The sequence below is a fragment of the Sphingobacterium sp. JUb56 genome, from assembly GCF_014191365.1.
GTDB lineage: Bacteria > Bacteroidota > Bacteroidia > Sphingobacteriales > Sphingobacteriaceae > Sphingobacterium > Sphingobacterium anhuiense.
Map to the genome: position 1 here is coordinate 2,733,353 of NZ_JACHWL010000001.1, position 23,884 is coordinate 2,757,236.

General features: G+C 37.1%; 18 protein-coding genes. 12 read left to right on the forward strand and 6 right to left on the reverse strand.

Annotated features, from left to right (window positions below; translation table 11 throughout):
* Positions 1–8: 8 nt before the first annotated feature.
* The 3 genes from FHR29_RS11510 to FHR29_RS11520 all read left to right on the forward strand — a co-directional run bounded on the left by FHR29_RS11510 (position 9) and on the right by FHR29_RS11520 (position 4,884).
* Positions 9–995, forward strand: coding sequence for a kelch repeat-containing protein (locus tag FHR29_RS11510; RefSeq protein ID WP_165902523.1), 987 nt, complete (start codon positions 9–11; stop codon positions 993–995).
* A gap of 263 nt (positions 996–1,258) precedes the next feature.
* The gene (locus tag FHR29_RS11515; RefSeq protein WP_183914787.1) at positions 1,259–2,224 is read left to right on the forward strand and encodes a GLPGLI family protein; all 966 of its coding nucleotides are present in this window, start codon (positions 1,259–1,261) and stop codon (positions 2,222–2,224) included.
* Positions 2,221–4,884 (forward strand): carboxypeptidase-like regulatory domain-containing protein, encoded by a 2,664-nt coding sequence (locus FHR29_RS11520; RefSeq protein WP_183914789.1) that lies wholly within the window; start codon positions 2,221–2,223, stop codon positions 4,882–4,884. The genes FHR29_RS11515 and FHR29_RS11520 overlap by 4 nt, the downstream gene beginning before the upstream one ends.
* A gap of 111 nt (positions 4,885–4,995) precedes the next feature.
* Here FHR29_RS11520 and FHR29_RS11525 read toward each other — a convergent pair whose 3' ends face one another.
* The 4 genes from FHR29_RS11525 to FHR29_RS11540 all read right to left on the reverse strand — a co-directional run bounded on the left by FHR29_RS11525 (position 4,996) and on the right by FHR29_RS11540 (position 9,548).
* Complete coding sequence (locus tag FHR29_RS11525) at positions 4,996–5,766, reverse strand: type 1 glutamine amidotransferase domain-containing protein (protein WP_260292063.1); 771 nt, start codon at positions 5,764–5,766, stop codon at positions 4,996–4,998.
* Positions 5,767–5,890: 124 nt separating this feature from the next.
* A complete protein-coding gene (locus FHR29_RS11530; RefSeq protein WP_183914790.1) occupies positions 5,891–6,841 on the reverse strand; it encodes an LLM class oxidoreductase in 951 nt (316 codons plus the stop codon).
* Positions 6,842–6,861: 20 nt separating this feature from the next.
* Entirely contained in the window at positions 6,862–8,079 is a 1,218-nt protein-coding gene (locus FHR29_RS11535; protein ID WP_183914792.1) for an MFS transporter, read from the reverse strand.
* A gap of 587 nt (positions 8,080–8,666) precedes the next feature.
* Positions 8,667–9,548: a LysR family transcriptional regulator gene (locus FHR29_RS11540; RefSeq protein ID WP_183914794.1), complete on the reverse strand. Its 882-nt coding sequence runs from the start codon at positions 9,546–9,548 to the stop codon at positions 8,667–8,669.
* 97 nt (positions 9,549–9,645) lie between these two features.
* Between FHR29_RS11540 and FHR29_RS11545 the strand changes: the two genes are divergently transcribed.
* Genes FHR29_RS11545 through FHR29_RS11555 form a run of 3 tightly spaced genes read left to right on the forward strand, consistent with a single transcriptional unit; the run spans position 9,646 to position 15,362 of the window.
* Positions 9,646–10,788 (forward strand): efflux RND transporter periplasmic adaptor subunit, encoded by a 1,143-nt coding sequence (locus FHR29_RS11545; RefSeq protein WP_183914796.1) that lies wholly within the window; start codon positions 9,646–9,648, stop codon positions 10,786–10,788.
* 2 nt (positions 10,789–10,790) lie between these two features.
* Positions 10,791–13,925 (forward strand): efflux RND transporter permease subunit, encoded by a 3,135-nt coding sequence (locus FHR29_RS11550; RefSeq protein ID WP_132845985.1) that lies wholly within the window; start codon positions 10,791–10,793, stop codon positions 13,923–13,925.
* Positions 13,926–13,928: 3 nt separating this feature from the next.
* The gene (locus FHR29_RS11555) at positions 13,929–15,362 is read left to right on the forward strand and encodes a TolC family protein (RefSeq protein ID WP_183914798.1); all 1,434 of its coding nucleotides are present in this window, start codon (positions 13,929–13,931) and stop codon (positions 15,360–15,362) included.
* A 141-nt stretch (positions 15,363–15,503) separates the two neighbouring features.
* Here FHR29_RS11555 and FHR29_RS11560 read toward each other — a convergent pair whose 3' ends face one another.
* The gene (locus FHR29_RS11560) at positions 15,504–16,070 is read right to left on the reverse strand and encodes an NAD(P)H-dependent oxidoreductase (protein WP_183914800.1); all 567 of its coding nucleotides are present in this window, start codon (positions 16,068–16,070) and stop codon (positions 15,504–15,506) included.
* Positions 16,071–16,174: 104 nt separating this feature from the next.
* Positions 16,175–17,002, reverse strand: a complete 828-nt coding sequence (locus FHR29_RS11565) for an AraC family transcriptional regulator (RefSeq protein ID WP_183914802.1) — start codon at positions 17,000–17,002, stop codon at positions 16,175–16,177.
* 284 nt (positions 17,003–17,286) lie between these two features.
* Here FHR29_RS11565 and FHR29_RS11570 point away from each other — a divergent pair, with 284 nt between their 5' ends.
* From FHR29_RS11570 to FHR29_RS11595, 6 genes are all read left to right on the forward strand, one after another.
* Entirely contained in the window at positions 17,287–17,862 is a 576-nt protein-coding gene (locus tag FHR29_RS11570; protein ID WP_183914804.1) for a Crp/Fnr family transcriptional regulator, read from the forward strand.
* A 57-nt stretch (positions 17,863–17,919) separates the two neighbouring features.
* The gene (locus FHR29_RS11575; protein WP_183914806.1) at positions 17,920–18,591 is read left to right on the forward strand and encodes an MBL fold metallo-hydrolase; all 672 of its coding nucleotides are present in this window, start codon (positions 17,920–17,922) and stop codon (positions 18,589–18,591) included.
* 1,037 nt (positions 18,592–19,628) lie between these two features.
* Positions 19,629–19,880, forward strand: a complete 252-nt coding sequence (locus FHR29_RS11580; protein ID WP_132771158.1) for a hypothetical protein — start codon at positions 19,629–19,631, stop codon at positions 19,878–19,880.
* 33 nt (positions 19,881–19,913) lie between these two features.
* Positions 19,914–20,180 (forward strand): hypothetical protein, encoded by a 267-nt coding sequence (locus FHR29_RS11585; RefSeq protein WP_132771157.1) that lies wholly within the window; start codon positions 19,914–19,916, stop codon positions 20,178–20,180.
* Between the two features lie 124 nt (positions 20,181–20,304).
* Entirely contained in the window at positions 20,305–21,099 is a 795-nt protein-coding gene (locus FHR29_RS11590) for a GLPGLI family protein (protein ID WP_132771156.1), read from the forward strand.
* Between the two features lie 49 nt (positions 21,100–21,148).
* Positions 21,149–23,767 carry a carboxypeptidase-like regulatory domain-containing protein gene (locus FHR29_RS11595; RefSeq protein ID WP_183914808.1) on the forward strand — a complete coding sequence of 873 codons (2,619 nt, stop codon included), beginning with the start codon at positions 21,149–21,151 and terminating at the stop codon, positions 23,765–23,767.
* Positions 23,768–23,884: the final 117 nt, after the last annotated feature.

Here is a 23,884-nt window from a genome sequence, read left to right on the forward strand (position 1 = left end):
ACATGAAGATGAATTGGATAATGAAAGTAGTACTAATGACCGTCATGTGCAGTGTCAGTATATCTTGCCGCGACAAAAAAAATGATGATCCTGACGAGTGGACACGTGGTGCTGATTTTGAAAGTTTACCCCGTAGCGGAGCCGCCTCTTTTACCATTAATGATTTAACCTATATTACTACTGGTTATGGCACAAATTCTACCCGCTTTGTTGATACCTGGTGTTTCAATCCTAAGTTACAGAGTTGGGATAAAGTAGCAGACTTTCCTGGTGAAGCAAGAAACAATGCAGTAGCATTTGTTATTAATGGAAAAGGTTATGTCGGTCTAGGTACAAATTCAAAGGTGATGTACACCGATTTTTATGAGTATGACCCCAAGACGGATAAATGGAGCAAAATTACAGATTTTATAGGAGCAGCTCGTTATGGTGCCGTTGCTTTTACGCTAAATGGAACAGCATATGTCGGTACAGGGCGGGATTTTGATGGTCAGGATTATAATGATTTCTTCTCTTATCAGTCGACCCCGACTGGAGGCAACTGGAAGAAAATAGCGAGCACACCAAATAAACGGTCATTTCCATTTGTATTTATCCTGAATAATTTAGCTTATTTAGGTGGTGGTGCAAGTAACAATCAAAATGTAAGTTCATTTTATAGCTTTGATGGAACGACTTGGAAAGAAAAACAGCCACTTGCTGGAAGAGATGACAAATATAATTACAATCTGACAAGATTAAGTGCTTCTGCTTTTGTACTCAATAACAATGCATATATAACTGGCGGTTTGACAACAAGCAGCGGTGCTCCTGCAAACAAAACGTGGAGGTATGTTGCAACAGGAGATTATTGGCAAGAACATCAGAATTTCCCCGGTTCTGCCCGGCATCAAGCGGTTAGTTTTGTACATGGTAATGTCGCATATATTACTACAGGCCGTTCCGGAACGACTCCATTTTATGATATGTGGAATTTCACACCAAACCCCTGGTAATTGAAGGAGTGATAATCTCGTGCCAAAAAAGGCAATTTTGGGATGCCAATTTTGGGCGAGATTAATTCCAAAAAGTGTTAATGAAATTTTTCATTGACACCACATAAATTAACAGCATCAAATCAAAAATATAATTCTAAAAAAATGATCCAATTCGTCATACAGGTTGAAGATCAAATTATTGGCAATTCCATTATCCTTCTTTACAGTGATATAAATGGCTGTTGGATCTCACTATTACTATTCCAAATTAATTAAAAGATATGAAACATTTTTTGACTTGCCTACTGGCAACTGCAACCTTTTCTACCTACAGCCAGACAGCAGATAAGGTATTAGCAAGAGTGCGTTATAATTTTATGCACCTACAGGACACGACTAAGAAAGATGTTATCCATCGAGAAGAAATGTTGCTTATAATCGGGAAAAATGCATCCTTATACACTAGTGGCCTTAAAATAGCGCAGGCTCAGGGTATCAAGCGTATGCTAATAGCTTCAAATGCACAACATGCTACTGTTATGTCCACAACGGCAAGTGCAGCTTCTTCGGCATCAACTACCGTAGGGTCTGAAATCAGGGATATCCCTACTTTAACAGATTACTTTTTCTTTTTTAAAGAGCAAAAATTCTATACAAAAGAACAGATCATCAAACAATATTTGGTTCAGGAAGACGCTCCAAAAATTAGTTGGACAGTGACTAATGATACGACCAGCTTCTCCGGTATACATTGCCAAAAAGCAACAGCAGACTTTAGAGGTAGAAAATGGGTTGCCTGGTATTCTCCAGAACTTCCTTTCCAAAGTGGTCCATGGAAATTAAACGGACTTCCAGGTTTAATTATAGAGGCTTATGATGAAAATGAAGAGGTACAGTTCAGGTTTGCAGGGATAGAAAATGTAACTGCTGCGAACAGCATGTCTCAAGAGAAAATAAAATTAGAAGCTGCTGGTATACGTCCGGAAATGCAGCTCTATATCAATGAAATTAATACGTATTTGGGAGATGAAATTAAATTACCAGAGCATATCATCAAGACAGATATAAAACAGCTCACTAAACTTAAAAAAGCACTAGAAAAAGATCCAGAAGGATTTTTTAAATCACAAATGGATTTCGGCACTGCGGATGCTCGTCACAAAACAATGCCCGCATTATCATTCGGAAGCGGTATGATCAAAAATATGAAAGAGAATAATCCCATTGAGAAAAATGATCCTAAATGAAAAAGAAGGTATGCATGACAGTTGTGTTGACATTTGGTTTTCTTTTATCTGCATTTTCACAGTTGCAGATAAAAGGAAAAATTACAAATTCAAATGGTGAGCCTATTCCTGCTGTAAATCTGATCTTGAAAACAAAAGATGGACTTGTTTTAAATTTTGGAAGTTCATCTAAAATAGGCTTATTTAACCTTACATTTCCGATCAATACCACAGACACGATTATATTAACTGTAACAGCAGTCGGTCTTAAAAATCAACGCATCATTTTAGATAAAAAAAATATTAAACCTAATTATGATCTGGTAATGATCGAAGAGCCGTTTAAAATAAAAACAGTGGATATTATAAGCAGACCAAAAATCACGTCCAATGGGGATACGCTTAATTACACAACTGCTCATTTTACCAGTAGCGAGGATCGAACAATTGCAGATGTGATCAGGAAGATGCCGGGAATTAAAATCGAAGATGATGGAAAAATAAAATATAATGGTAAAGCTATATCCAATTTCTATATAGATGGTGATAATATGCTCAATGACCGATACAATGTCGGAACGAAAATTCCACACGGAGCAGTTGAAAAAGTTCAGGTCATTGAAAAAGATCAACCGATCAAACTTTTGCGACAGAATAATATGAGCGACGATGTTGCTATCAATCTCGTAATAAAGGATGAGGCCAAATTAGATATCATAAAGGAAGTTTGTGCAGGAATCGGAATCCCGAAAAAATTCGAAGCGAATTTTATAGCGATGTCCTTCGGTAAAAAGTTTAAATTTATTAACAATGCAACAGCAAACAATATTGGAATAGATCCTAGAATTGAAATCCAGACACATGGGAACAATAAATATGCTAATGAAAACAATAAACCGCAGGAGCTTTTATCAACCGGAACTGGAGGTAGTCCTCCTCTACCTCAGAGCAGATATCTGTTCAATACATCAGCATTAGCAAACCTAAATAATTATTACAGGATCAATAACGATCTTACTGCAAAATTTAATTTCTCTTATCTATATCAGCATGAAACGCAACAGATGGACGTTTCATCTCATACCTATCTAAGTAACGGTGAGACATTCAGCTACGAAGAAACACAGCTCAATAAAACGAATATACAAAAAATACATAGCGAACTTGATTTAACAGGCAATACTGATTCTTATTTTTTTAACAATACGCTAATCGCAAGCTTCGACCCAAAGCAGGTGAATTCTGGAATAGCAATCAACCTCAAGGATGCTGATCAGATACTTAAACAACAAACTTTTGATATATCAAATGAACTAAACTATATAAAGAAGATGAAATCATCTCATACGGTTAACTTCCATTCTTACTTAAACCTCACATCACAACCTGAATCGCTTTCCATAAATCCAGGGTTAAATGACTCCCTGCTCAATAATGGCATTCCTTATGCAAGTTTAATACAACAAGTAGAGACGCCAACTTTTTTCACCAACAACTACGTGACATATGGCCTGCGTACTGGTAGATTTAAACAAAATTATAAAGTGGGAGTTAGTACACAAGATCAGCAACTTATTTCGAACCTCTATCGTGAACAGTATGACGAAAGCAAGCAACTGATTAACACAATGACCAATGATATTGAGTGGTTTAAAAGAAAGGTATATGCCGAAGGTTCCTACGAATATACTGGAAATAAAATCAGAGCCTCTCTTATTGTACCTGTAGGATTTAATAAGATTAGTTACCTTGATTTAGATAAAAAATTGGACACCTCCTTAAACCGTGTTTTTGTTGATCCTAGTGTAAAAGTTGATTATCGGATTGGAACTGAAAATGAGATAGCAGTAAATTATAATTTCAACAATAAACTTGGTGGAATCGAAGAAGTCTACAAAGGAATAATTTTAAAAAACTATCGGTCTCTGTATGCAAATGATGCTCCAGTATCAGAACAGAAATCCCATCATGTAAACGCTACCTTTAGATTTAAGCAGTCTTTAAACATGCTTTTCTTTAATCTATCTGTCAGTTACGATCATACATCTTTCAATACTATTTCATCGTTTCGGGTCGATAAAAATCTGCAACAGAAAATAATCCTGGCTATGAAAAATAGAAATTCAGTTTTATCATTTAATGCAAACGGCAGTAAATATCTACCTCCTATACAAAGTACATTTAATGTTTCGGCTAACTACGAAATCAAGAGGTTCACACAGCTGCAAAATGGTTTAGTTGAAAATTTCAATACATCAACAGTATCTTATGCCGCAGGTATCGAATCAAAGCTTACAAATTTTCTCAGCTGGTCGTACCTTGGCAACTATTCCATCACCAACAGCATACCAGGAATTGATACACAAGTAAAAATAAACCCGAAACAGCTTACGCAAAGATCCGGTTTAACTGCAAATTATTTTAAAAATTTATTTATAACCCTTTCGGCGGAGCATCGTTTTACACAGCAGGCGGGACAGCCAAACCTAAACTTTATATTTTCAGATTTCAGCTCGAGATTCGTTTTTGTGAAAATAAAAACCGATTTACAAGTTGGATTAACAAACTTGACCAATATCAAAAAATTTGGAACGATTGATTTTTCACCAAACGCAATGAAGGTATCGAACTATCGTCTCCCAGGACGACAAATGATGATCAAAACCACATTTAATTTTTAAAAGCAGGAAAATTATTGGTCTTCACCTATCCACTTGTCAAATTGCTCCCTTCATTTATTAAGTGGGGACAAGCTTATCTACAACCTTTAGACAAACTTGTCCACTATTTTTTTACTTGGAAAGTAATGTCAGGACGGCTTCACCAACAGCTTTTGCTGATTGTGGGTTCTGTCCCGTAACCAATCGTTGGTCTACTACGACATGTTCTTGCCATACACCTGATTTTTCGTAAATACCACCTCGTTCTTTTAACTTTTCTTCTAATAAAAACGGAACTACCTGATCTAATTTTACGGCTCTTTCTTCATCATCACTAAAACCATTGACTTTCTTTCCTTCAATCAGATAACGACCATTATTTAACCGAATGTTTATTATACCAGCAGGTCCATGACATACTGCACTCACAATACCACCTTGCTCATATATTTTGGTTGCAACAGTTGCCAATTCCTTATTTTCAGGAAAATCCCACATGGCACCATGTCCGCCTGCATAGTGAATAGCAACGTAATCGGCAGGATTTATTTCACTTGGTTTTTTAGCTTGGGTTATTTTAGTATGATAAACGCGATCATTCCAAAATTCGGCATTGACCTGATCGGTTAAATCAAAGCCATCGACAGGTGACTCTCCTCCTTTTGGACTCACAAAGTCCATTTCATATCCTGCATCTTTAAATATTTTCCATGGATGGGATACCTCCGAAAGATAATAACCCGTGGGTTCTCCTGTACTTCCTTTTTTATCATGACTGGTCACCACAAATAAAATTTTCTTTTTCATATTTGGAGATTTTGCAATTTGTGCAGTTGCGGTATTTGTTAAGAAAAAAATGGCGCAACATGCAAAGGCCAATATTCCATTTCTGATCATCTTCATTGTTTGATAGTATTAATTTAAGGTATTTTATATATATTAATGAGAAATATAGCGTTCGATTTCCATTGCTTCGCAAGAATGTAGTCCTGCAAAAGTCGATAGCTAGGCTCTATTCGTTTTTCAGCTATGCGAAATGAGGAACAATAAACTCTGTAAACTCTTGTATCAATTCATCTGCTGGTCTTCGTGTGGGTTTGATATTTAATATTATATGTGATAATCCCTCTTTACGCTGTTCTTCCCAGAATTCAATTAAAGCGTCTCGCCCTCCTGATAAATGAAAATTGGACAACACCAGTGGACTAAAACGATCTTCCGATAAATCAAAGAATTGTCCATAACCATAAGGTATAAATCTGTCATGATCTGCAGCTTGCTCTAACTGCTGTACACGCAACTTCACATTTCTTGCCGCATCACCATGCCAGATCCATCCGTCCATATTATTGCTGATCCATTCAATACTTTGCCCCCCACGTCCAATTGAAATGGTGGGTATATGTCCTGAAATAGGTTTCGGTATCAGGTCTAAGGTACCGTCGAGGGAACCATAAAATTCAGAACGAAATTGAGGAAAGCTTTCTTCAATAACTTTTTTTATAATTTGTCTTGCTTCGCGAAATCTTTCCGAACGGGTTTCAAAATCGCAACCAAAAGCAGGATATTCACCAAACCGATCTCCAGAAGCAAGCCCTAAAAGAAAACGTCCTTCAGAAAGCTGATCGAGTGTCGCGGCTTGTTTTGCAATGATCAAAGGGTCACGAAGCGGGAGTACAATGCCAGCGGTACCAATCGTAATATTACTGGTCTTCCCAGCTAAATAACTGCCATATACCATAGGGTCATAGACCTGACCGGCATCGCCAAATTGGGGATCTAGAAAGGGAACATCTCTTAGCCATATGGCACTTATACCACCTTGATCTGCGAGCGAAACTATTTTTTCTAACTTGGATATATCAGGTACCGGACTGTCGGGGTAACCCACCATAGGAGACATAAAACCAAACGTGAGTTTTCCGGGTTTAAAAATATTTGAATACCCTTTATGTCTCATATTATTTTTTTTCATCATGTATCATTTAAACTTAAAAATTACCGATTACGATTCAATCGAATACTATAAAAAGTAAGTAATACTGCTCCAATTAGGAATAGTGTACCAATCCAAGGGGTACTCTGCAAACCTAGGGATGAAGTGACGACTAACCCTCCGGCGTAAGATCCGATCGCGATGCCGATATTAAATGCTGCAATATTTATTGCTGATGCGACATCTTCCGTGCCCGGCAATTCTTTTTCGGCAATCTGAACAACAAGCAATTGTAAACCTGGTACAGTGGCGAATGACAATAGACCAATTAGAAATAACGTTATAATACTAAGCACCGTATTGGATACCGTAAAATAGAAAACGAAAAGAACAAGTGCTTGGATAATGAACATCCAAAACAATGCTTTTAAAGGAGCTTTATTGGCAATTTTTCCGCCTACAAGATTTCCAATCGCTATCGCAATACCGTAAATCAGCAGGATAACGGTTACTGTCGACTCTTGTAAACCTGTAATCTCCTGGAGAATGGGCGAAAGGTAGGTAAAGACAACAAATGTGCCTCCATACCCCATTGCTGTCATCAGAAATGCCAAGATCAGCTTCTTATTCGTCAGAACTTTAAGTTGTGCAGTTAATGCTATTCCTTTAGCATTTTTCAATGTATTAGGTAGTAGCATAACACTTGATACCAAACCGATAATGCCCAATATGGAAACGCCTACGAAGGTTGCTCTCCAACCAAAATGCTGACCAATGAATGTACCTAACGGTACGCCAGTGACAATCGCGAGTGTAAGCCCGGCAAACATAATGGATATAGCAGTCGCTCTTTTTTCTTCTTTAACCAAAGAGGCTGCAATCGTGGATCCTATGGAAAAATATATACCATGAGCGAAACCGGTTAAAACTCGCGCAATAACTAAGGTGATAAACCCTGGAGCAAGTGTTGCAAATATATTTCCAATGATGAACAGCAAGACTATGGAAATTAACAAGGGTTTACGAGGAAATCGGGAAGTCAAAGCTGTAAGTATAGGCGCTCCTATCGCTACCCCTATGGCATAAAGACTAACTAACAGACCTGCTGAGGGGATGGAAATCGCTAGATCTTTCGCGACAGTAGGCAACAGTCCTACAATAACAAACTCTGTCGTACCAATTCCAAAAGCTGTAATGGTCAGTGCCCAAAGTGATGCTGGCAGACCTTTTTTCTCATCTCTCAAGGAGGCTTTGGGTAAATTTGATGCTATATTATTCATATTATTATAATTTACAATTTGGTCAAGTATCCTTAAACTGTATTCTTAGTAAAAGCACAAAATGAGATCAAGCTAATAAAGAGCGCGGCATATTTGTTTGTATACATCTGAATAGTCAATGACTTCTAAATTAAATTGATGATCCAAACATTGTAGCTCATGGCAAAATACTTCGCACATTTTATTTGCTATTTCAATACAAAGTACGGGCGGATACAGCTATCATCAAAATAATAAGAATTATAGTTATGTATAAAAATAATAATAGCAGAATGCTATTCTAATATTTGAAGAAAATGGCGCTATTTATCAGAAAAATTAGGCTGAAAAATTACTGAGGTAGTTATATGTTGCGTTATCAAAAATGTGCTCTATTCTTAACAAGAATAGTAGAAATCGACAAGAGGGGAAATCACTAAATAGTTAATAACATTAAAAATCGAGGATACTCCATAGATCTTTACTGAAATTAGCTGGATTGATTGCAGTGTAATAATGAAACGTTAGATAAAACAACATACAAAAAATACCGTTTGGTGGACAGGACATCTATTTTGGGATATCAATTTTGCGTCTTGGATCCATAATTACAATAACAGATCTTTAATCATATCAATTTGATGCGATGAAACGACATTTTTATTGTAGGCTAAATAGAGTTTAATAGGATGTTTTTTTAGATTAGGACAGATCTCTTTTAATTTTTTATCCTGAATATAGGATTCTGCAATATAGCTTGGAACAATACTCAGACCATGCCCCTGTATAAGCGTACCTATTAAAGCATTAAAATCAGGGATAATCAAGCATGGTTTAATATTGGGTCGTTTCTTAAAATTCTCTTGCCAGAAACTCTTGACGAGTATTAAATCACTGCTATAGGTATACCATTTTTGATTTAATAGCCATTGTTCAATTTCATCTTGCTGATCGACAGATAGTATATCTAGTTCATGTGTATCCAAAGAGGAATTAGCTACAACAATATCCTCGCTTATAAAAATCTCTTCATATTGAATGTTCTTTTCTTGACCAGAATATTCACTTATTAAAAAATTTAGATTACCATGTAACAGATTGTCCTTTAGGATCGAAAAATCATCAAATTCAAACACAAGATTAGCGGGCGCAAGTCCAACCTTTGAAGAAATTTTATTTGTATAAAAATCTCTTGAAACACCAATACAGGTAAGGGGTATATCCGATTCTCTGGTATACCTAAACTCAGATTCAAGTCGCTCCAAGCCCTCCAATGGCCCAATCAGTTGTGAATAAAACAATTTCCCATAATCCGTCGGAACCATTCTTCGGGGTTTGCGTTCAAACAATTTCTTTCCTATGTGTGCTTCTAAAAACGATAGATGCTGGCTCACATTAGGTTGTGAAATTAAGAGAACTTTTGAGGCTTGTGTTAAAGTCCCTGTATTATATATCGCTTTAAATGTTCTAAACCATTCTAAATTAACCATAGCATTTGATATAAATTATTTTATAGATATCGATAATTTAACCTATTTATTTTATAAACAAAGCTACACTAGCTTTGTGGCACACAAAAAAATAAAAATGGACAATATTTATGATTTTTATAGTCGCAAAAGTAAAAGGTATTTTGGAATTATACTAGGACTATTATTTTTAACAGCGGCTTGTTCCCCAAAAATAGAGAAATCTGAGGAGGAATCGATTACAATTCCTATCGCTGAAATTAAGAAAGAGCGTTATGAAATGGCGGACTACTTTCCTGGAGTAGCTTCTGGAATTAACAACGTTGAAGTACGGCCGCAAGTCTCTGGCTATCTGGATAAAATCTTAGTGGATGAAGGTGCTTATGTAAAAAAAGGACAAGTACTATTTATTATTCAGGAAAAGACATTTCAAGAGACTTATCAATCGGCTACAGCTTCGACAGAAATGGCACAATCATTAGTAAAAAAAGGACAAATTGAATACGATAGAATTAAACAGCTTGAACGTGCAAATGTGCTTTCTAATGTTCAACTACAAACGGCTAAGGAGGAGCTCGACTTTGCAAAAGCTGCGGTTAGAAAAGCGGAAGCAGATGAAAAATTAGCGGCCATAAAGAAGAGCTTTACACATATAATTGCCCCTGTTAGTGGTTACATTGGAAGAATTCCTTACAAAAAAGGTGCGTTAGTTGGTCTACAAGAAAAGGAACCGCTCACTGTACTATCGGACATATCTGAAATTCATATTTACTTCTCCATGAGTGAAACAGATTTTTTAAAATTTAAATCGCATTATTCGGGTTCAACTATTGAAGAGAAAATTAAGCGCCTTCCTCCTGTTCAATTACAGTTACCAGATGAATCCATTTTTTCTGAAAACGGAAAAATTGACTTAGTCCTCGGGCAATTTGATGCACATACAGCGGCTATCAATTTTAGAGCGACCTTTAAAAATACGGGCAATCTGCTACGATCTGGAAACACAGGTAGAATTATTTTGCCAAAATATTATGATGATGTTATTAAAATACCCCAATCGGCTACATTTAAAATTCAAGATAAAATCATGGTTTATACTGTTGAAAAAGATAATACCGTTCATCTTGCTTCCTTAAAAATAAGGGATAAGGATGAGCATCACTATGTGGTGTCTGAAGGTGTTGACATCGGTGATCGGATTGTTTCAAAAGGCGCTGACCGCCTGAAAGAAGGACAACGTATTAACCCCGTAAACGAATAAAGATGTTAAAGAAAATAATAAATAGACCGGTTACCGCAACTGTAATCGCTTTTTTAATGGTGATCATGGGAGTTTTGGCAATGATACGTTTACCAATGGAAACTTTTCCAGAAATCGCTCCTCCATCTGTAGTCGTCAGTGCGCGTTATCCCGGAGCAAATTCAGAAACTGTGGCTCGCTCTGCCGCTATCCCTCTGGAACAAGCTATAAATGGTGTAGAGAACATGATGTATATGACATCCTCTTCGTCTAATGATGGAAATCTAAATATCACGGTGTTCTTTAAGCTAGGTACTGATCCGGACCAGGCTGCAGTAAATGTACAAAATCGTGTAGCACAGGTGACGAGTCAGCTTCCTAAGGAAGTCATTGATAATGGTATCAGTACAGCTAAGCAAAATAACAGTATGATTATGATCATTGATTTTGAAAGTACAAATCCGAAGTATGATGCTACATTCTTGAATAATTATGACTTAATCAATATTGTTCCATACATCCAACGTATTCCCGGCGTTGGAAAAGCACAGGTTTTTGGAAGCAAAGATTATGCGATGCGCATTTGGTTAGACCCTGCCAAGATGGCTAACGCTAACATTGACGCAAAAGAAGTACTGCAAGCAATTGATAATCAAAACATAGAGGCAGCTCCTGGCAAATTTGGCGAAGGTAGCGACCTTTCTTTTGAATACAGTTTAAAATATCAGGGTAAATTTAATGATATAGAGCAGTATAAAAATATCGTTATCCGCGCAAATGCTGATGGCTTAGTTTTAAAATTAGGAGATGTAGCGAAAGTAGAATTAGGTTCGCTAGATCATTCTTTTGCAACTGCACAAACGCTAAATGGAAACCCAGGTACTGGAGTAGCAATTTTTCAGACTCCAGGTTCAAACGCAAATGAAATCCAAAAAGAAATACTCAAATTCATGGAAAAGGCTGAGAAAGATTTTCCTGAAGGTATCAAGTATTATATTGCTTATAGCACCAAAACCTTTTTGGATGCTTCCATTAGTCAAGTAAAAAGTACGTTGATAGAGGCATTTATTTTAGTCTTTCTAGTCGTTTTTCTATTTCTGCAAGATTTCCGATCCACATTAATCCCTGCAATTGCAGTTCCGGTTTCTATTATCGGCACATTCTTTTTCATGAGTATTTTTGGTTTTACGATCAATCTGCTTACTTTATTTGCTATGGTATTGGCTATTGGTATTGTGGTTGATGATGCAATTGTAGTAGTCGAAGCAGTACATAGTAAGCTGCATGGAAAAAATCAGAGTGCTAAATCGGCTACAATTTCGGCAATGGGTGAAATTACAGGACCAATATTGTCGATTACCTTAATTATGTCTGCCGTATTTTTACCAATTGGATTAATAGAAGGGCCTGTAGGAGTTTTTTATAAACAATTTGCATTTACTCTGGCTATTGCTATCGCCCTTTCTGCCATTAACGCACTAACCCTTAGTCCTGCCCTATGTGCTATTCTATTAAAAGAACAGCACACCGAAAGCAATAAGAAAACTAAAGGCCTACAAAGATTTTTTTATGTGTTTAATGTCGGTTTTGATGCCGCCACAAATAAATATAAAAAGATCGTTTATTTATTGATAAAGAAGAAGTGGCTCGCTATAACTGGGTTGGTAATCGTAAGTATCATTACAGTACTCCTTGCAAAAAGCACACCGAAAGCATTTATCCCGACAGAAGATCAGAGTCTGGTTATGACTGCCTTTAGTTTGTCGCCAGGAACATCATTAGAAAGGACAAAAGAAGTCACAGCAAAGCTTAGTGAGAAGCTAGGCAACATAGACGGTATGTACTATAATGCGATGGTTAATGGCAATAACCTTTTGGCAGGTACCGCATCCCCTTCGTACGCGGCATCTTATTCCATTCTAAAACAGCCTAAAGATAGAGCGATCAATCATGATATCAATGTAATCATGGATTCTATACGGTACTATTTTAATCAATTACCGGAAGGAAAGCAATTGACATTTTCTATGCCCACAGTACCAGGTTTTGGAAATGTGGATGCACTAGATGTTGTTCTCAAAGATAATTCAGGAGGCGATATTCAGGAATTTGCAACAATAACCGATAGTTTCTTAAAATCATTATCCCAAAGGAAGGAAATAGCATCGGCGTTTACCTCTTATAATGCAAAATTTCCACAATATATGATTGACGTTGATGCTATAAAGGCTAAACAACTGGGATTGGAAGTTAAAGACGTAATGGAAACGATGCAAGCGTATTTTGGAGGAACTTTTACTTCAGATTTTAACCGGTTCGGAAAATATTATCGGGTAGTTGTGCAAGCAAATTCCAAATTTCGTCAAGATGAAAGCTCACTAAAAGAAGTATTCGCAAAAAATACCTATGGACAAATGGTTCCCTTACAGTCAATTGTTAATCTAAAGCCTGTATTTGGACCTGAACAAGTTACCCATCTCAATCAGGCAACTTCCATTAATTTGAATGTACAGGCTGCTAAAGGATTTTCTTCGGGTGATGCAATGACCGCTATTAATGAGACTGCAGCTAAACTGCCAGCAGGGTTCTCGCATGAATATATAGGGATGGCTAAAGAGGAAAGTGAAGCGGGTAATCAGACTGTTGCGGTATTTGTACTTTGTATTGTTTTCGTCTACTTTTTACTGGCGGCACAATATGAAAGTTATATACTTCCCTTTGCAGTCATTCTTTCCTTACCTCCAGGTATATTGGGTGTTTTTGGATTTATCAATATCATGCAGGTCAGTAATAATATTTATGTGCAGATTGGTATGATCATGCTCATCGGACTACTGGCAAAAAACGCCATTTTAATTGTAGAGTTTGCACTGCAACGCAGGCATTTTGGTCGTTCTTTGGTAGAAGCCGCAATGCAAGGGGCCGCATCACGTTTAAGACCTATTCTGATGACCTCCTTTGCCTTTATTGCAGGGATGATGCCGTTATTATTTTCAGGTGGCGCAACGAAGCAAGGAAATCTTTCCATTGCCTCCAGTACCATTGGAGGTATGTTTTTGGGTGTTATACTTGGGATTTTTATTATCCCTGTCTTATTCGTTACATTTCAATATTTGCATGAAAAAATATTTGGAGTTAAAAAAAACAATCTAATATAACGCATGAAAAGATCAACTAATATTAAAAACTTAAGCATAGTTTCTCTTAGTATTTTCTTCTCTTCCTGCGCAATAGTAAAAGAAGATTACAGAAAAAATATATCGATCCAGCCACAATATAAAACGGAATTAGATTTAAATAAATCGAAAGAAGTTGATCATACTTCATTTGATTCGTGGAGTGATTTTTTTAAGGATGATTCTTTGCGTTGGGTATTGAATGAGATGCTGGCCCATAATTTCGAAATAGGAATGGCTCAACAATCTTTAAATATGTATAAAGAATATCAAAAAGAAGCTAACCTTTCGGGGTTGCCTGAAGTAAATTTAGTGCTGGGGGCAAAAGTGGATTACTTTTCAGAAAAAGGATTCTACGGTAGTCAGGGGACTAACATAGCGTCGACATTAAATTCCAGAAAAATTGAAGATTATTCTGTACATGCGAATATTAATTGGACTTTAGATTTTTACGGCAGTACAAAAAACAAAAAAAAGATTGCATTTTATAATCGTTTAAAATCGGAAATGCAATTACATAGTTTACAAGTGGCACTACTATCTTCCGCTGCACAAACTTATAGTACGCTGCAAATGCTCAATAAGCAATTACTCATTACCCGCAAAAACTTAAGCATACAGAAGAGTTTAGTAGAAATGATGAAAACTCAGTACATAAATGGAAACATTAGTAGCCTCGCCGTACAACAAACTGAGCGCCAATATCAAGATGTTTCAGGACAGATTCCAGATCTATTACAGGCAATTCAAATCCACGAAAATTATTTGAATCAATTAATGGGTAAAAACCCGGGATCTTTACTTTTCATATCTCCTACGGCTATGGTAGATGATCAAAAAATAGTATTGGGTGTACCAGCGGACTTACTGTCAAAACGATCAGATTTAAAAGCTAAGGAACACGAAGTAGAGATCGCTTATGGGCAATTAAGTCTTAGTAAAACAAATCTTTATCCTTCCTTTATGATCACTGCAAACCAAGGCTTGAATAGCATGCGGGTAAGTGACTGGTTTAACCCCGCTTCATTTTTATCACAGTTTGTAGCGCAGATGACACAACCTTTATTTAACAGACGTAAAAATAAAACCGAAGTAAAAGTTCAAGAATTTAATATTCAGCAAAAAATACTAAGCTTTAAAAATACTTATCTTATAGCGGTAAATGAAGTATCAGATGCACTTATTCAGATCGAGCAGACCAAAGAAAAAATAAGGTATCTACAAGAGGAAAGTAAAGTTTTGCAACTCTCGTTAAAAAATGCGCAGTTAATGTTTGATAATGGTGAAGCTTTATATTTTGAAATTTTAGATGTACAACAAAACTTATTAAAGAATGAGCTACAGATCGCTGCATCAGAAAATATGCTGAACACCTCACTCATAAAACTTTACATATCACTAGGTATTAACAAGATTTAATTTTCATCGTTCTAAAAGAATAAGAAGCTGTTAAGAACGAATACCTACGTTGTTACTTAAACAGTTATTACCGTAAAAACCGTTTGGATTCCCAAACGGTTTTTTTCATTAATTACCTCAACTTGGTGGCATTAGTAGATATCAATATATTTCTTTGATCTGCTTCTCCCAATCGCTAATTCTTTCTGCATCTGCTCGATCAGCTTGATCAAAAAAGAAATGTTTATTGATCTCCAAACCGCAGTAGATATAGATACCGGTGTCCAATGTAAGCGATAGCGCCTTATCCATCCCAATCGCGCTATATTCTGCATCAGATTTTCCATGGGTATTAATAATAGTTACCTGCTTGCCCTTAAGCATTCCTTTTTGAATACCACTGTCATAACGATAGGCAAAACCGTAGCTAAATACGCGATCGATATACCCTTTCATCATGGCTGGCATACCGGTCCACCATATTGGGTAAATAAATGTAATACAGTCCGCCCATACAATATAACCCTGCTCTTTCTTCACATCTTCGCAGACTTCTCCTTTTCGTTGACCTGCCATATCTCCCACTGAAAGGACTGGGTTGAAATTGAGTTGATATAAATCTCTTACTTCAACTTCATGGTTTTCGATTAAGTATTCTTCTAATGTCGTTTTAAAATATCCATTTAAACTCTGTTTAATCGGATGCGCGTAAACAATTAAGTGTTTCATCTTGATATATTTTATCTTACACATCAAAACTAAAGGAAGTTGTTCTGCTAAAATTGTAAGAAAACGAAATCACTGTTGCTGTTATCGGAAACTCATATACCATTTTAAGCTCCAGCATGACAAATTTCTTGCTGAAATTTGAGGTATTTTGTTGGGGTAAGATGTATGTAATGTTTAAAGTCATTAATGAGCTGGCTCTGGTCATAATAGCCACATTCCTCAATAATTTCGAACCAATCTATTTTTAAAGGGAAAGTTGTTACAGCGCCCTTTTGTATATAACTGACTGCTTTTAGAAAACGACGAAATCGATTGACTTCCTTGGAAGAATAACCGAGAGATTTTTTATGGTTGAGCTGGATGTTTCTTTCTGACTGATTATACATTTCTGCAACAGATTTGATCGAACTAATACCGGTATCTCCAAAGTTTATCAAATGTTCCGTAATGGTATTTTGTTGTCTCAGATATTTCTTGCAGAATTCGAGGATATAAGCTACTTTAAGGTCGGGGTCACCTATTTTTTTTAGTTCAGTCCATAGCATATTGAAACAGTTTGCATTCAATAATGCATCCGGGCTTTGTGGCAAATATTGGGTAAGAGACACATGACCAAAAAAGCGATAAAAAGCATCATCCTTAAAATTGGCAACAAATATTTCTGATTCGGGTGGTAAGGTATAATCAAATGCGCGTTTTATTGGTCCTAAGACAATGCATTTCTCCATTTTGATTTTTAAATTTTGTTGGCTACACAGTTCTGCATGAACACCAAAATTAAAGATGAGTATCGTTTGAAAGGAAGGAAGCAGGGTTTTGGTAATAGACGCAGAAGATCTATTTTCAGCAACATAGAAATGGGAGAAAATCGCTTCGTATGCTGCGGGAACAGGTATTCTAAAACTGCTGTACTTTTCCTTATTTTCTGACATTTTATATCGTATATTGATTGTAAGAATGATTTCCTAAATTGCTCCTTTTAACGCTCAAAACTATTACCAAAAACTACTGTTATAACTTAAAGATAAGTGAATTATTTTACATGATAATTACTTCTTGGCGTATTTTCTTCAGCTAGAAATTCAAGTCATACTCTTTGTATTTATACTTCACTAGCATCTACTTATCCATTTTTGAATTTTTAATAAAATAACTGCAATATGCGTATCTTCGGAAATTGCACAGATTAAAAAAATACACATCAACACGATGATCAATGGGAATCGATAATTTAATAGCTTTAATTTCAACTTACGCGAGGTTTTCTGAGGCTGATATTGCGATTATCAAGTCAAAATTTACACAACATAAGTTTAAGCAAAAAGAATATATTCTTCAAGAAGGTCAGGTCTCTACGCACCTACATTTTATTGCGATTGGCTTGGTACGCATCTTTTACGTAAAAGATGGCAAAGAGATAACGAGCTACTTATCGAGTGACAATGGTTTTGTTTCCTCCTATTCAAGTTTTATAAACCAGTCAACGTCTTATGAATATATCCAGTGCCTGGAAAAATCGCAAACGCTGGCCATCAGCTACAAGGATATGCAGGAGCTTTATGAAACTGTTCCCCAATGGGAAAGAATAGGAAGATTTTTCTCAGAACAGAATGTGTTATGTTTAGCAGATCGGCTGTTAAAACTCCAGTCTATTCCAGCCAAAGAAAAGTATCTTGAATTTTTAAAAACATCTTCTGAAAAAATAGTGCAACGGACACCCCTTATCCATATTGCATCGTATCTAGGTATAACTCCAGAATCATTAAGTAGAATCAGAAGCGAGATTTCTTAACATTTATCAAGGAGAAACAATAAGCGATTAGACATTTTTGTATAAAAAAATACAAGAATGAAAGAGATCGCTAAAAATGTATTCCAAATTCCGCTACTACCAAGAAACAGTATCAACTGCTATATCATTGACGATGTACTGATTGATGCAGGAATAAGAAGTTCAAGCAAAACCATACTACAGGCACTTAAATATAAAAAAATCACCACCCATGCCTTAACTCATGCCCATGCTGACCATCAGGGAAGTTCTGCTGTGCTATGCAACACGTTAAAGATTCCACTCTGGACTTCTGAATTTGAAAAAAATAATGCGGAATCAGGAAATGTCACGAATGAATATCCGAATAAAAAGCACTTTATTGCTCGGTTTCAGCAACATTATTGGGCTGGAGAAGGTCATAGTGTATCCCGTATTTTAAAGGAGGGCGACACGATTGGTAGTTTTATTGTTATCGAAACTCCTGGACATTCACCGGGGCATATTTCATTTTTTAGAGAGAAAGATCGGGTTTTAATCCTCGGTGATGTGCTTGTGAATATGAATTTAGTAACCACTATTTCCGGATTAAGCCAACCGCCCGATCTATTTACTAAGGATAGGAAATTGAACCTGACATCTATTCGAAAAATTTATAACCTAAAGCCCAAGATTATTTGTTTTGGACACGGACCTGTTTTATATGATAAGGGGGAATTAGAACAGTTTATGACGAATCAGGATGCATAGCAGAAAGGGATATTAGATTTATTTTTCTACGGATGTTGGAACCGTATACGGTATTGCATTAAAAATCATAAATTTAGTCATCGTTCACACTAACCCTCTTCGGTTCACCAGTCTCGTTTAAAATCATAAACATACAACTATCAACCCCATAAGTACAATACATCTTGTTAAACTGAATGGAGTCTGGAAAATTGTTAATGTGTTTTGGCAATTTAACAACGCAGAACAGCATTAAATATCCATTTGAAATGAATGGTTGTTATAAAGGTCGGACAGAAGAAGCAACCTATCGGCGAGATCTCAAATCCCACTGCTTTTCATCTGTTCTAAAAAGGCTCTAGAAGGTGCTCTAGAGCCTTTAATAATCGGAATGGGGTACCGAATTAAAGTTTTTATATTGTGTTACGCTAAATTATACATTTTTTTTACGGATTAAAAGAAACAACACAAATAAATGTCTCTTATACATGGAAAAATAGTTATAAAGAACCATTGAGAAATGAGTTACCTCTTCTAATGCCTTAGGATAAAATGATGAGAAGCTTAAGACGGCTTCAAATTAAAAAAAGTAAATTAACCCCAATGATAAAAGTGCTATCAACTCTCGCTCAGATCACTGGCTAAAAACCACTTACAACGCATGCACACAAATCTATTGTTATTAAACACAAAATTTATACTGTTTTTAAACAAGAATAGAAAATACTCAAAACTACAATTGCACTGTGTATGGTTTTGAACCGAGTTCTTACTTGTAACGTACACGTTATCCTCGGTCTATCGTTAAATTGCTTCGATCTCGCTCTTGCCTATTTCGTTGATTAAACTATAACTACGCGATCTCTAGGCTCTTGAAGCATTTAAACCTTATGCGTATAACTACCCGGTCATATTGCGCTACGCTAACGTATTTTGGTCTAGCTACAGCGAATATCAGATACTTTATAACGAATATAGCTTAGCCTTAGTCTTCCCCTTCCCCTCTATCTATATTTGATAGTATAAACTACAATTAATAACTCTTTAAAAACAAGAACATGAAAAAGATTTTAATGACACTTTGCGCTGTCGGATTAATGTCCTCAGCTGCATTTGCGGGATCGGGCAAGGCACCGATAAAAGCGAAAGATGCTGGAATATTCTGTGAATTCAGATTGAAATTCTATGATTCTAACGGGAATTATTTGGATACAGAAACAACTTTATCCTATCAGAGTACTGGGTCTTGTGGCGGTTTTTTTAAAACCATGAGATCGTACTATGCCTCACAAGGATACGAACTGAATTAACAAAAACAACTGATTATACACTAAAAATTACACATGATGAAAAAGCTATTATTTGCACTGATTGCCACATTTGGACTTTATGCTTCGAGCATGGCAACTGAAATGAATACTAAACATGTTTCTAAAGAAACTGCAGTAAAGAACGAAAAGGCATGGAGATGCACAATGTCTGTAACCATTTATGTGAACGGTGATGCTGTAGGTTACGATCATTACATCACAACGACCAATGGCTCGTGCCACACGTTCTTTAAAGCCATTAAAAAAATGTACACTGATCAAGGTTTTTCGATGAACTAGGGTATCCTAAATTGAAAAGCTTTTCTAATCTGAGCCATAGTGTTATTTTTTCTATGGCTCAGATCATATTTATAGTGCTCTTCATATGCGCTATAACCGAATCTACAATTAAAATATAATACCCATGATACGTAATGTAATTTTACTGCTTTTAGCGGTAAGCGGAAGTCTAACTTCGAAAGCCCAACAGCTGATGGCGAGTTACGAATATATTCCCTCGCCCGTCGCAACCTTTAAAGAGGATGTCTATTATGACGGTACTGTAAAGATTGCGGTCCGCGACTCGATTTCGCTAAAAAAAGAAACAACCACAGGCCAGTCTGAAGATGAAATGGAGTCGAGTGAGCTTTCTGTTGTGCTGGATGTAGGCAAAATATTCCGTAAAATTGTTATCCAAGATCCTAAACAAAAGGGACTGATAGAAACCCGATCACTGGACAGTAAAAACTATCTGGTAGAAGATCACACCTTTAAAGCGATCAACTGGAATACCGATTACCCGGAAGAGGAGAAATTCGGAGATAAAATGTGTAAAAAAGCGACCGCAGACTATCGGGGTACAAAAGTAGTAGCCTATTATGACCCGTCTATCCCTGTACCGGCCGGACCGTACAAATTTGGAGGGCTTCCTGGTCTTATTGTGATGCTATATACCGAAAGTGCTCATCCGCACTATTGGTTACTGAAAAAGGTCTCCTACCCTTTCGAAGGTCAGATTCCTGTAGACCGCAACTATGTACAAACCTTGCCTACGATGTCACTGAAAAAATATGTAGAGCAGGATGAACGTAAGATTGCAGAGCAGATGCGCATTATGCGTTCCAAACTACCTGAAGGGGTTGAATTCAGTACCGAAAATAAAACGAAGACTCGAGGCACAGTAGAGCAGGTGTATGAATGGGAGCATGGTTCGAATTAGCTTTTTGCTGTTATTTTTAATACAGTTTTCACAAAGTTACTGCCAAACCTTGATACGGGGTAAAGTAACTGCACCATCGTCTACCCCAGCTGGTATTCGTGTCAATCTCGTTACTGAGAATGGTTCTGGAGGCTCGCATTACTCCTTTACAGATGCTAAAGGCCTATTCCTCTTTTCAGGGGTAAGTCATGGAAATTATACGCTTATTTTTCAGTCGCTGGCCTACAAGTCCCTCAACAGATCCATTCATCTCAGTTCAGATACGCTGGAACTTTCAATCGAGCTGGAAGAAAGCAGGATACAGCTGCAGGAGGTATATGTAGCACCAAAAAAATTTATTAGGGCCGGGCGCGATACTATTGAACTTGATGCCAAAAACTATCTGCAGGGCGAAGAACGTACCGTTGAAGACCTGTTGCGCAAGATCCCGGGTATGCAGATCAGTGAAAACGGCACGATCAAAGTGGGTAACAAAGAGATCGAAAAGGTTATGGTGGAAGGAGATGATTTATTTGGAAAAGGCTACAAACTGCTCACGCAGAACCTCACCGTACATCCGATAGAAAAGGTACAGGTACTGCAGCGATACTCAAACAATAAGCACCTGAAAGGAGTTGAACATTCTGAAAAGATAGCACTCAACCTAACCCTCAAAAGTGAAAGTAAATCGCAATGGGTAGGCAGTATCGATGCGGCAGCAAGTGTAATCCCTACTGAATTTTACAATGCACAGGCTAATCTGATGAATTTTGGAAAAAAAACAAAATATTATCTATTGGGATCGGCCAACAATAATGGTCTGGAGACGCTACGTGGTATAGACCATCTCATCTTGAGCCAGGATCCGAATGAACCTGGTCAGGTAGGTCTCCAAGTCTCAACTCCTTCCCTATTGGAGAACAAACCGAGCTTAAATGAGTTTGACCCGCAACGGTCAAACTTCAACAACGACAAGCTTCTCTCCTTCAATGGCATCTTTTCGCCAAGAAAAGATCTGAAGATAAAATGGCTGGGCTTTGCCAACAGCAAGAAAAATAGTTTTGTGAGGCAGAGCTTATCCGAATATGCGATTGAAGATGTAAAATTCACAAACCAAGAAGATCTTCATTACACCAATTCGGATATTAATTATTTCAGCAAAATAGAGCTGCAATATGATCCAAGTAAAAATTCGACCATTACATATATAGGTACATTGGGCAATATCAAAGCTAATGATATCGGCGAACTGACATTCAATGGTATCGGATCATTGGAAACGATCAAAAAACGCAGTCTACTTTCAAACCATTTACTGAGCTACACGCAGAAATTAGCCGAACGTGCCGTACTGGTATCTTCATTCCGCTGGATCAGGCAGCAATCCCCCCTCAACTATGCGGTAGACCAGTACCTCTATGGCGATCTGTTCGAAGCTGAAGGTATAAAGGCTGATAGTATCAAAAACGTTTGGCAGGATACTGAAAATAATGTGGATTATTATGGAATGATCACCGAGTTAGTAAAGCGCGATGCGAAAGGCAATCCGTTCAGTGCTTCGATAGCGCATGAGATCACGTTTCGTGGCTTCAATTCGGCATTCTATCTGATGAATGGTTCTGGAGAAACTTATCGTCCAAAGGATTTTTTTAATCGGTTGAATTTTGAAGAACACAATACAGCATTATCTGCACAATATACCTGGAAATCCCGAAGGTTGGAGTTGACACCGAGCATCACAGCACGCCTGCTTCACTCTACCTTACAGGACAAGCTTGCTCCACAGGCCCAGTCCGGCATAAATAAATTATGGTCTCCAAAAGCGACTATTCTATGGAGAACACATAGCAAGGGGGAACTGCGCAGTGAAGTTTCCTACCAAATGAATATGTCGCAAAATGCTCTTGATGTACTACCCAACTTTGTTTATAAAGGAAACCGGACTTTTTCAAGCGGTTTAAAAGAAAATCCGGTACTAGATGCATTTCATATTAATGCAGTCTATACTTTAGGTAAAATGACGGATAAACTGTATACAATCTTATCGGGTGGATATAGTCAGCAGTTCGATTACATCGGACAACAGCAAGAACTGAATCCTGACTACAACCGCAACAATCTTGTTCTTTTTAAAAACAGAACGCTGACTTATTTTAATGCGCAGCTGAACTATTTCGTCGCTGGAATAAAAGGTAATATACGACTTACCGGGGATGGTCAGCTGGCGAATTACCAGACGCAGGTCAAAGGACTTCCACCCCTACCGATACAAACGGCAGTTTACCAGGTTAGTCTTGATTACCGAAGCGTCTGGGAAGGGCCTATCAATATTTTTACTGGACTGCAGTTCTATAATTCGATACTTCGAAATGGATCAACAAGAAGCGTTGTCCAATCTAAGTTTGAAGCAAATATCAATGCCCGCTTGAGTAAAAAAATACGTACATCACTGAAAAACGAACTCTATCGATTCGAAAAAGGGCAGTACAGCACAAGTCAGTATTATCTGTTCTCGGACTTTTCTTTACAGTATTTTATCCTAAAAAAAATGCAATTGGAACTTACAGCAAAAAACATCTTCAATGTAGATACATTTACGCAATCCGTGCTTTCGGACAGCCATCAGTCGACACAATCTTATGCGCTACGTCCAAGACAGGTTATGCTTGGCATAAACCTGAGTTTTTAACGAACCTTGGAAAGTATGTGCAATCCGATCCTTAAATAAATAAGATTGACAGGTGACAGATTTTGCTAATTTTTCAATAGTACGGGTACTTTGCATTACCTTTAAATATAATTTACA

Bases quoted from the DNA above. Each gene is read 5' to 3' on its own strand.
- FHR29_RS11530 (WP_183914790.1), bottom strand. From the start codon at position 6,841: ATGATGAAAAAAAATAATATGAGACATAAAGGGTATTCAAATATTTTT.
- FHR29_RS11565 (WP_183914802.1), bottom strand. From the start codon at position 17,002: ATGTCAGAAAATAAGGAAAAGTACAGCAGTTTTAGAATACCTGTTCCC.
- FHR29_RS11560 (WP_183914800.1), bottom strand. From the start codon at position 16,070: ATGAAACACTTAATTGTTTACGCGCATCCGATTAAACAGAGTTTAAAT.
- FHR29_RS11520 (WP_183914789.1), top strand. From the start codon at position 2,221: ATGAAAAAGAAGGTATGCATGACAGTTGTGTTGACATTTGGTTTTCTT.
- FHR29_RS11590 (WP_132771156.1), top strand. From the start codon at position 20,305: ATGATACGTAATGTAATTTTACTGCTTTTAGCGGTAAGCGGAAGTCTA.
- FHR29_RS11535 (WP_183914792.1), bottom strand. From the start codon at position 8,079: ATGAATAATATAGCATCAAATTTACCCAAAGCCTCCTTGAGAGATGAG.
- FHR29_RS11580 (WP_132771158.1), top strand. From the start codon at position 19,629: ATGAAAAAGATTTTAATGACACTTTGCGCTGTCGGATTAATGTCCTCA.
- FHR29_RS11585 (WP_132771157.1), top strand. From the start codon at position 19,914: ATGATGAAAAAGCTATTATTTGCACTGATTGCCACATTTGGACTTTAT.
- FHR29_RS11540 (WP_183914794.1), bottom strand. From the start codon at position 9,548: ATGGTTAATTTAGAATGGTTTAGAACATTTAAAGCGATATATAATACA.
- FHR29_RS11545 (WP_183914796.1), top strand. From the start codon at position 9,646: ATGGACAATATTTATGATTTTTATAGTCGCAAAAGTAAAAGGTATTTT.
- FHR29_RS11525 (WP_260292063.1), bottom strand. From the start codon at position 5,766: ATGAAGATGATCAGAAATGGAATATTGGCCTTTGCATGTTGCGCCATT.
- FHR29_RS11550 (WP_132845985.1), top strand. From the start codon at position 10,791: ATGTTAAAGAAAATAATAAATAGACCGGTTACCGCAACTGTAATCGCT.
- FHR29_RS11555 (WP_183914798.1), top strand. From the start codon at position 13,929: ATGAAAAGATCAACTAATATTAAAAACTTAAGCATAGTTTCTCTTAGT.
- FHR29_RS11575 (WP_183914806.1), top strand. From the start codon at position 17,920: ATGAAAGAGATCGCTAAAAATGTATTCCAAATTCCGCTACTACCAAGA.
- FHR29_RS11510 (WP_165902523.1), top strand. From the start codon at position 9: ATGAATTGGATAATGAAAGTAGTACTAATGACCGTCATGTGCAGTGTC.
- FHR29_RS11570 (WP_183914804.1), top strand. From the start codon at position 17,287: ATGGGAATCGATAATTTAATAGCTTTAATTTCAACTTACGCGAGGTTT.
- FHR29_RS11515 (WP_183914787.1), top strand. From the start codon at position 1,259: ATGAAACATTTTTTGACTTGCCTACTGGCAACTGCAACCTTTTCTACC.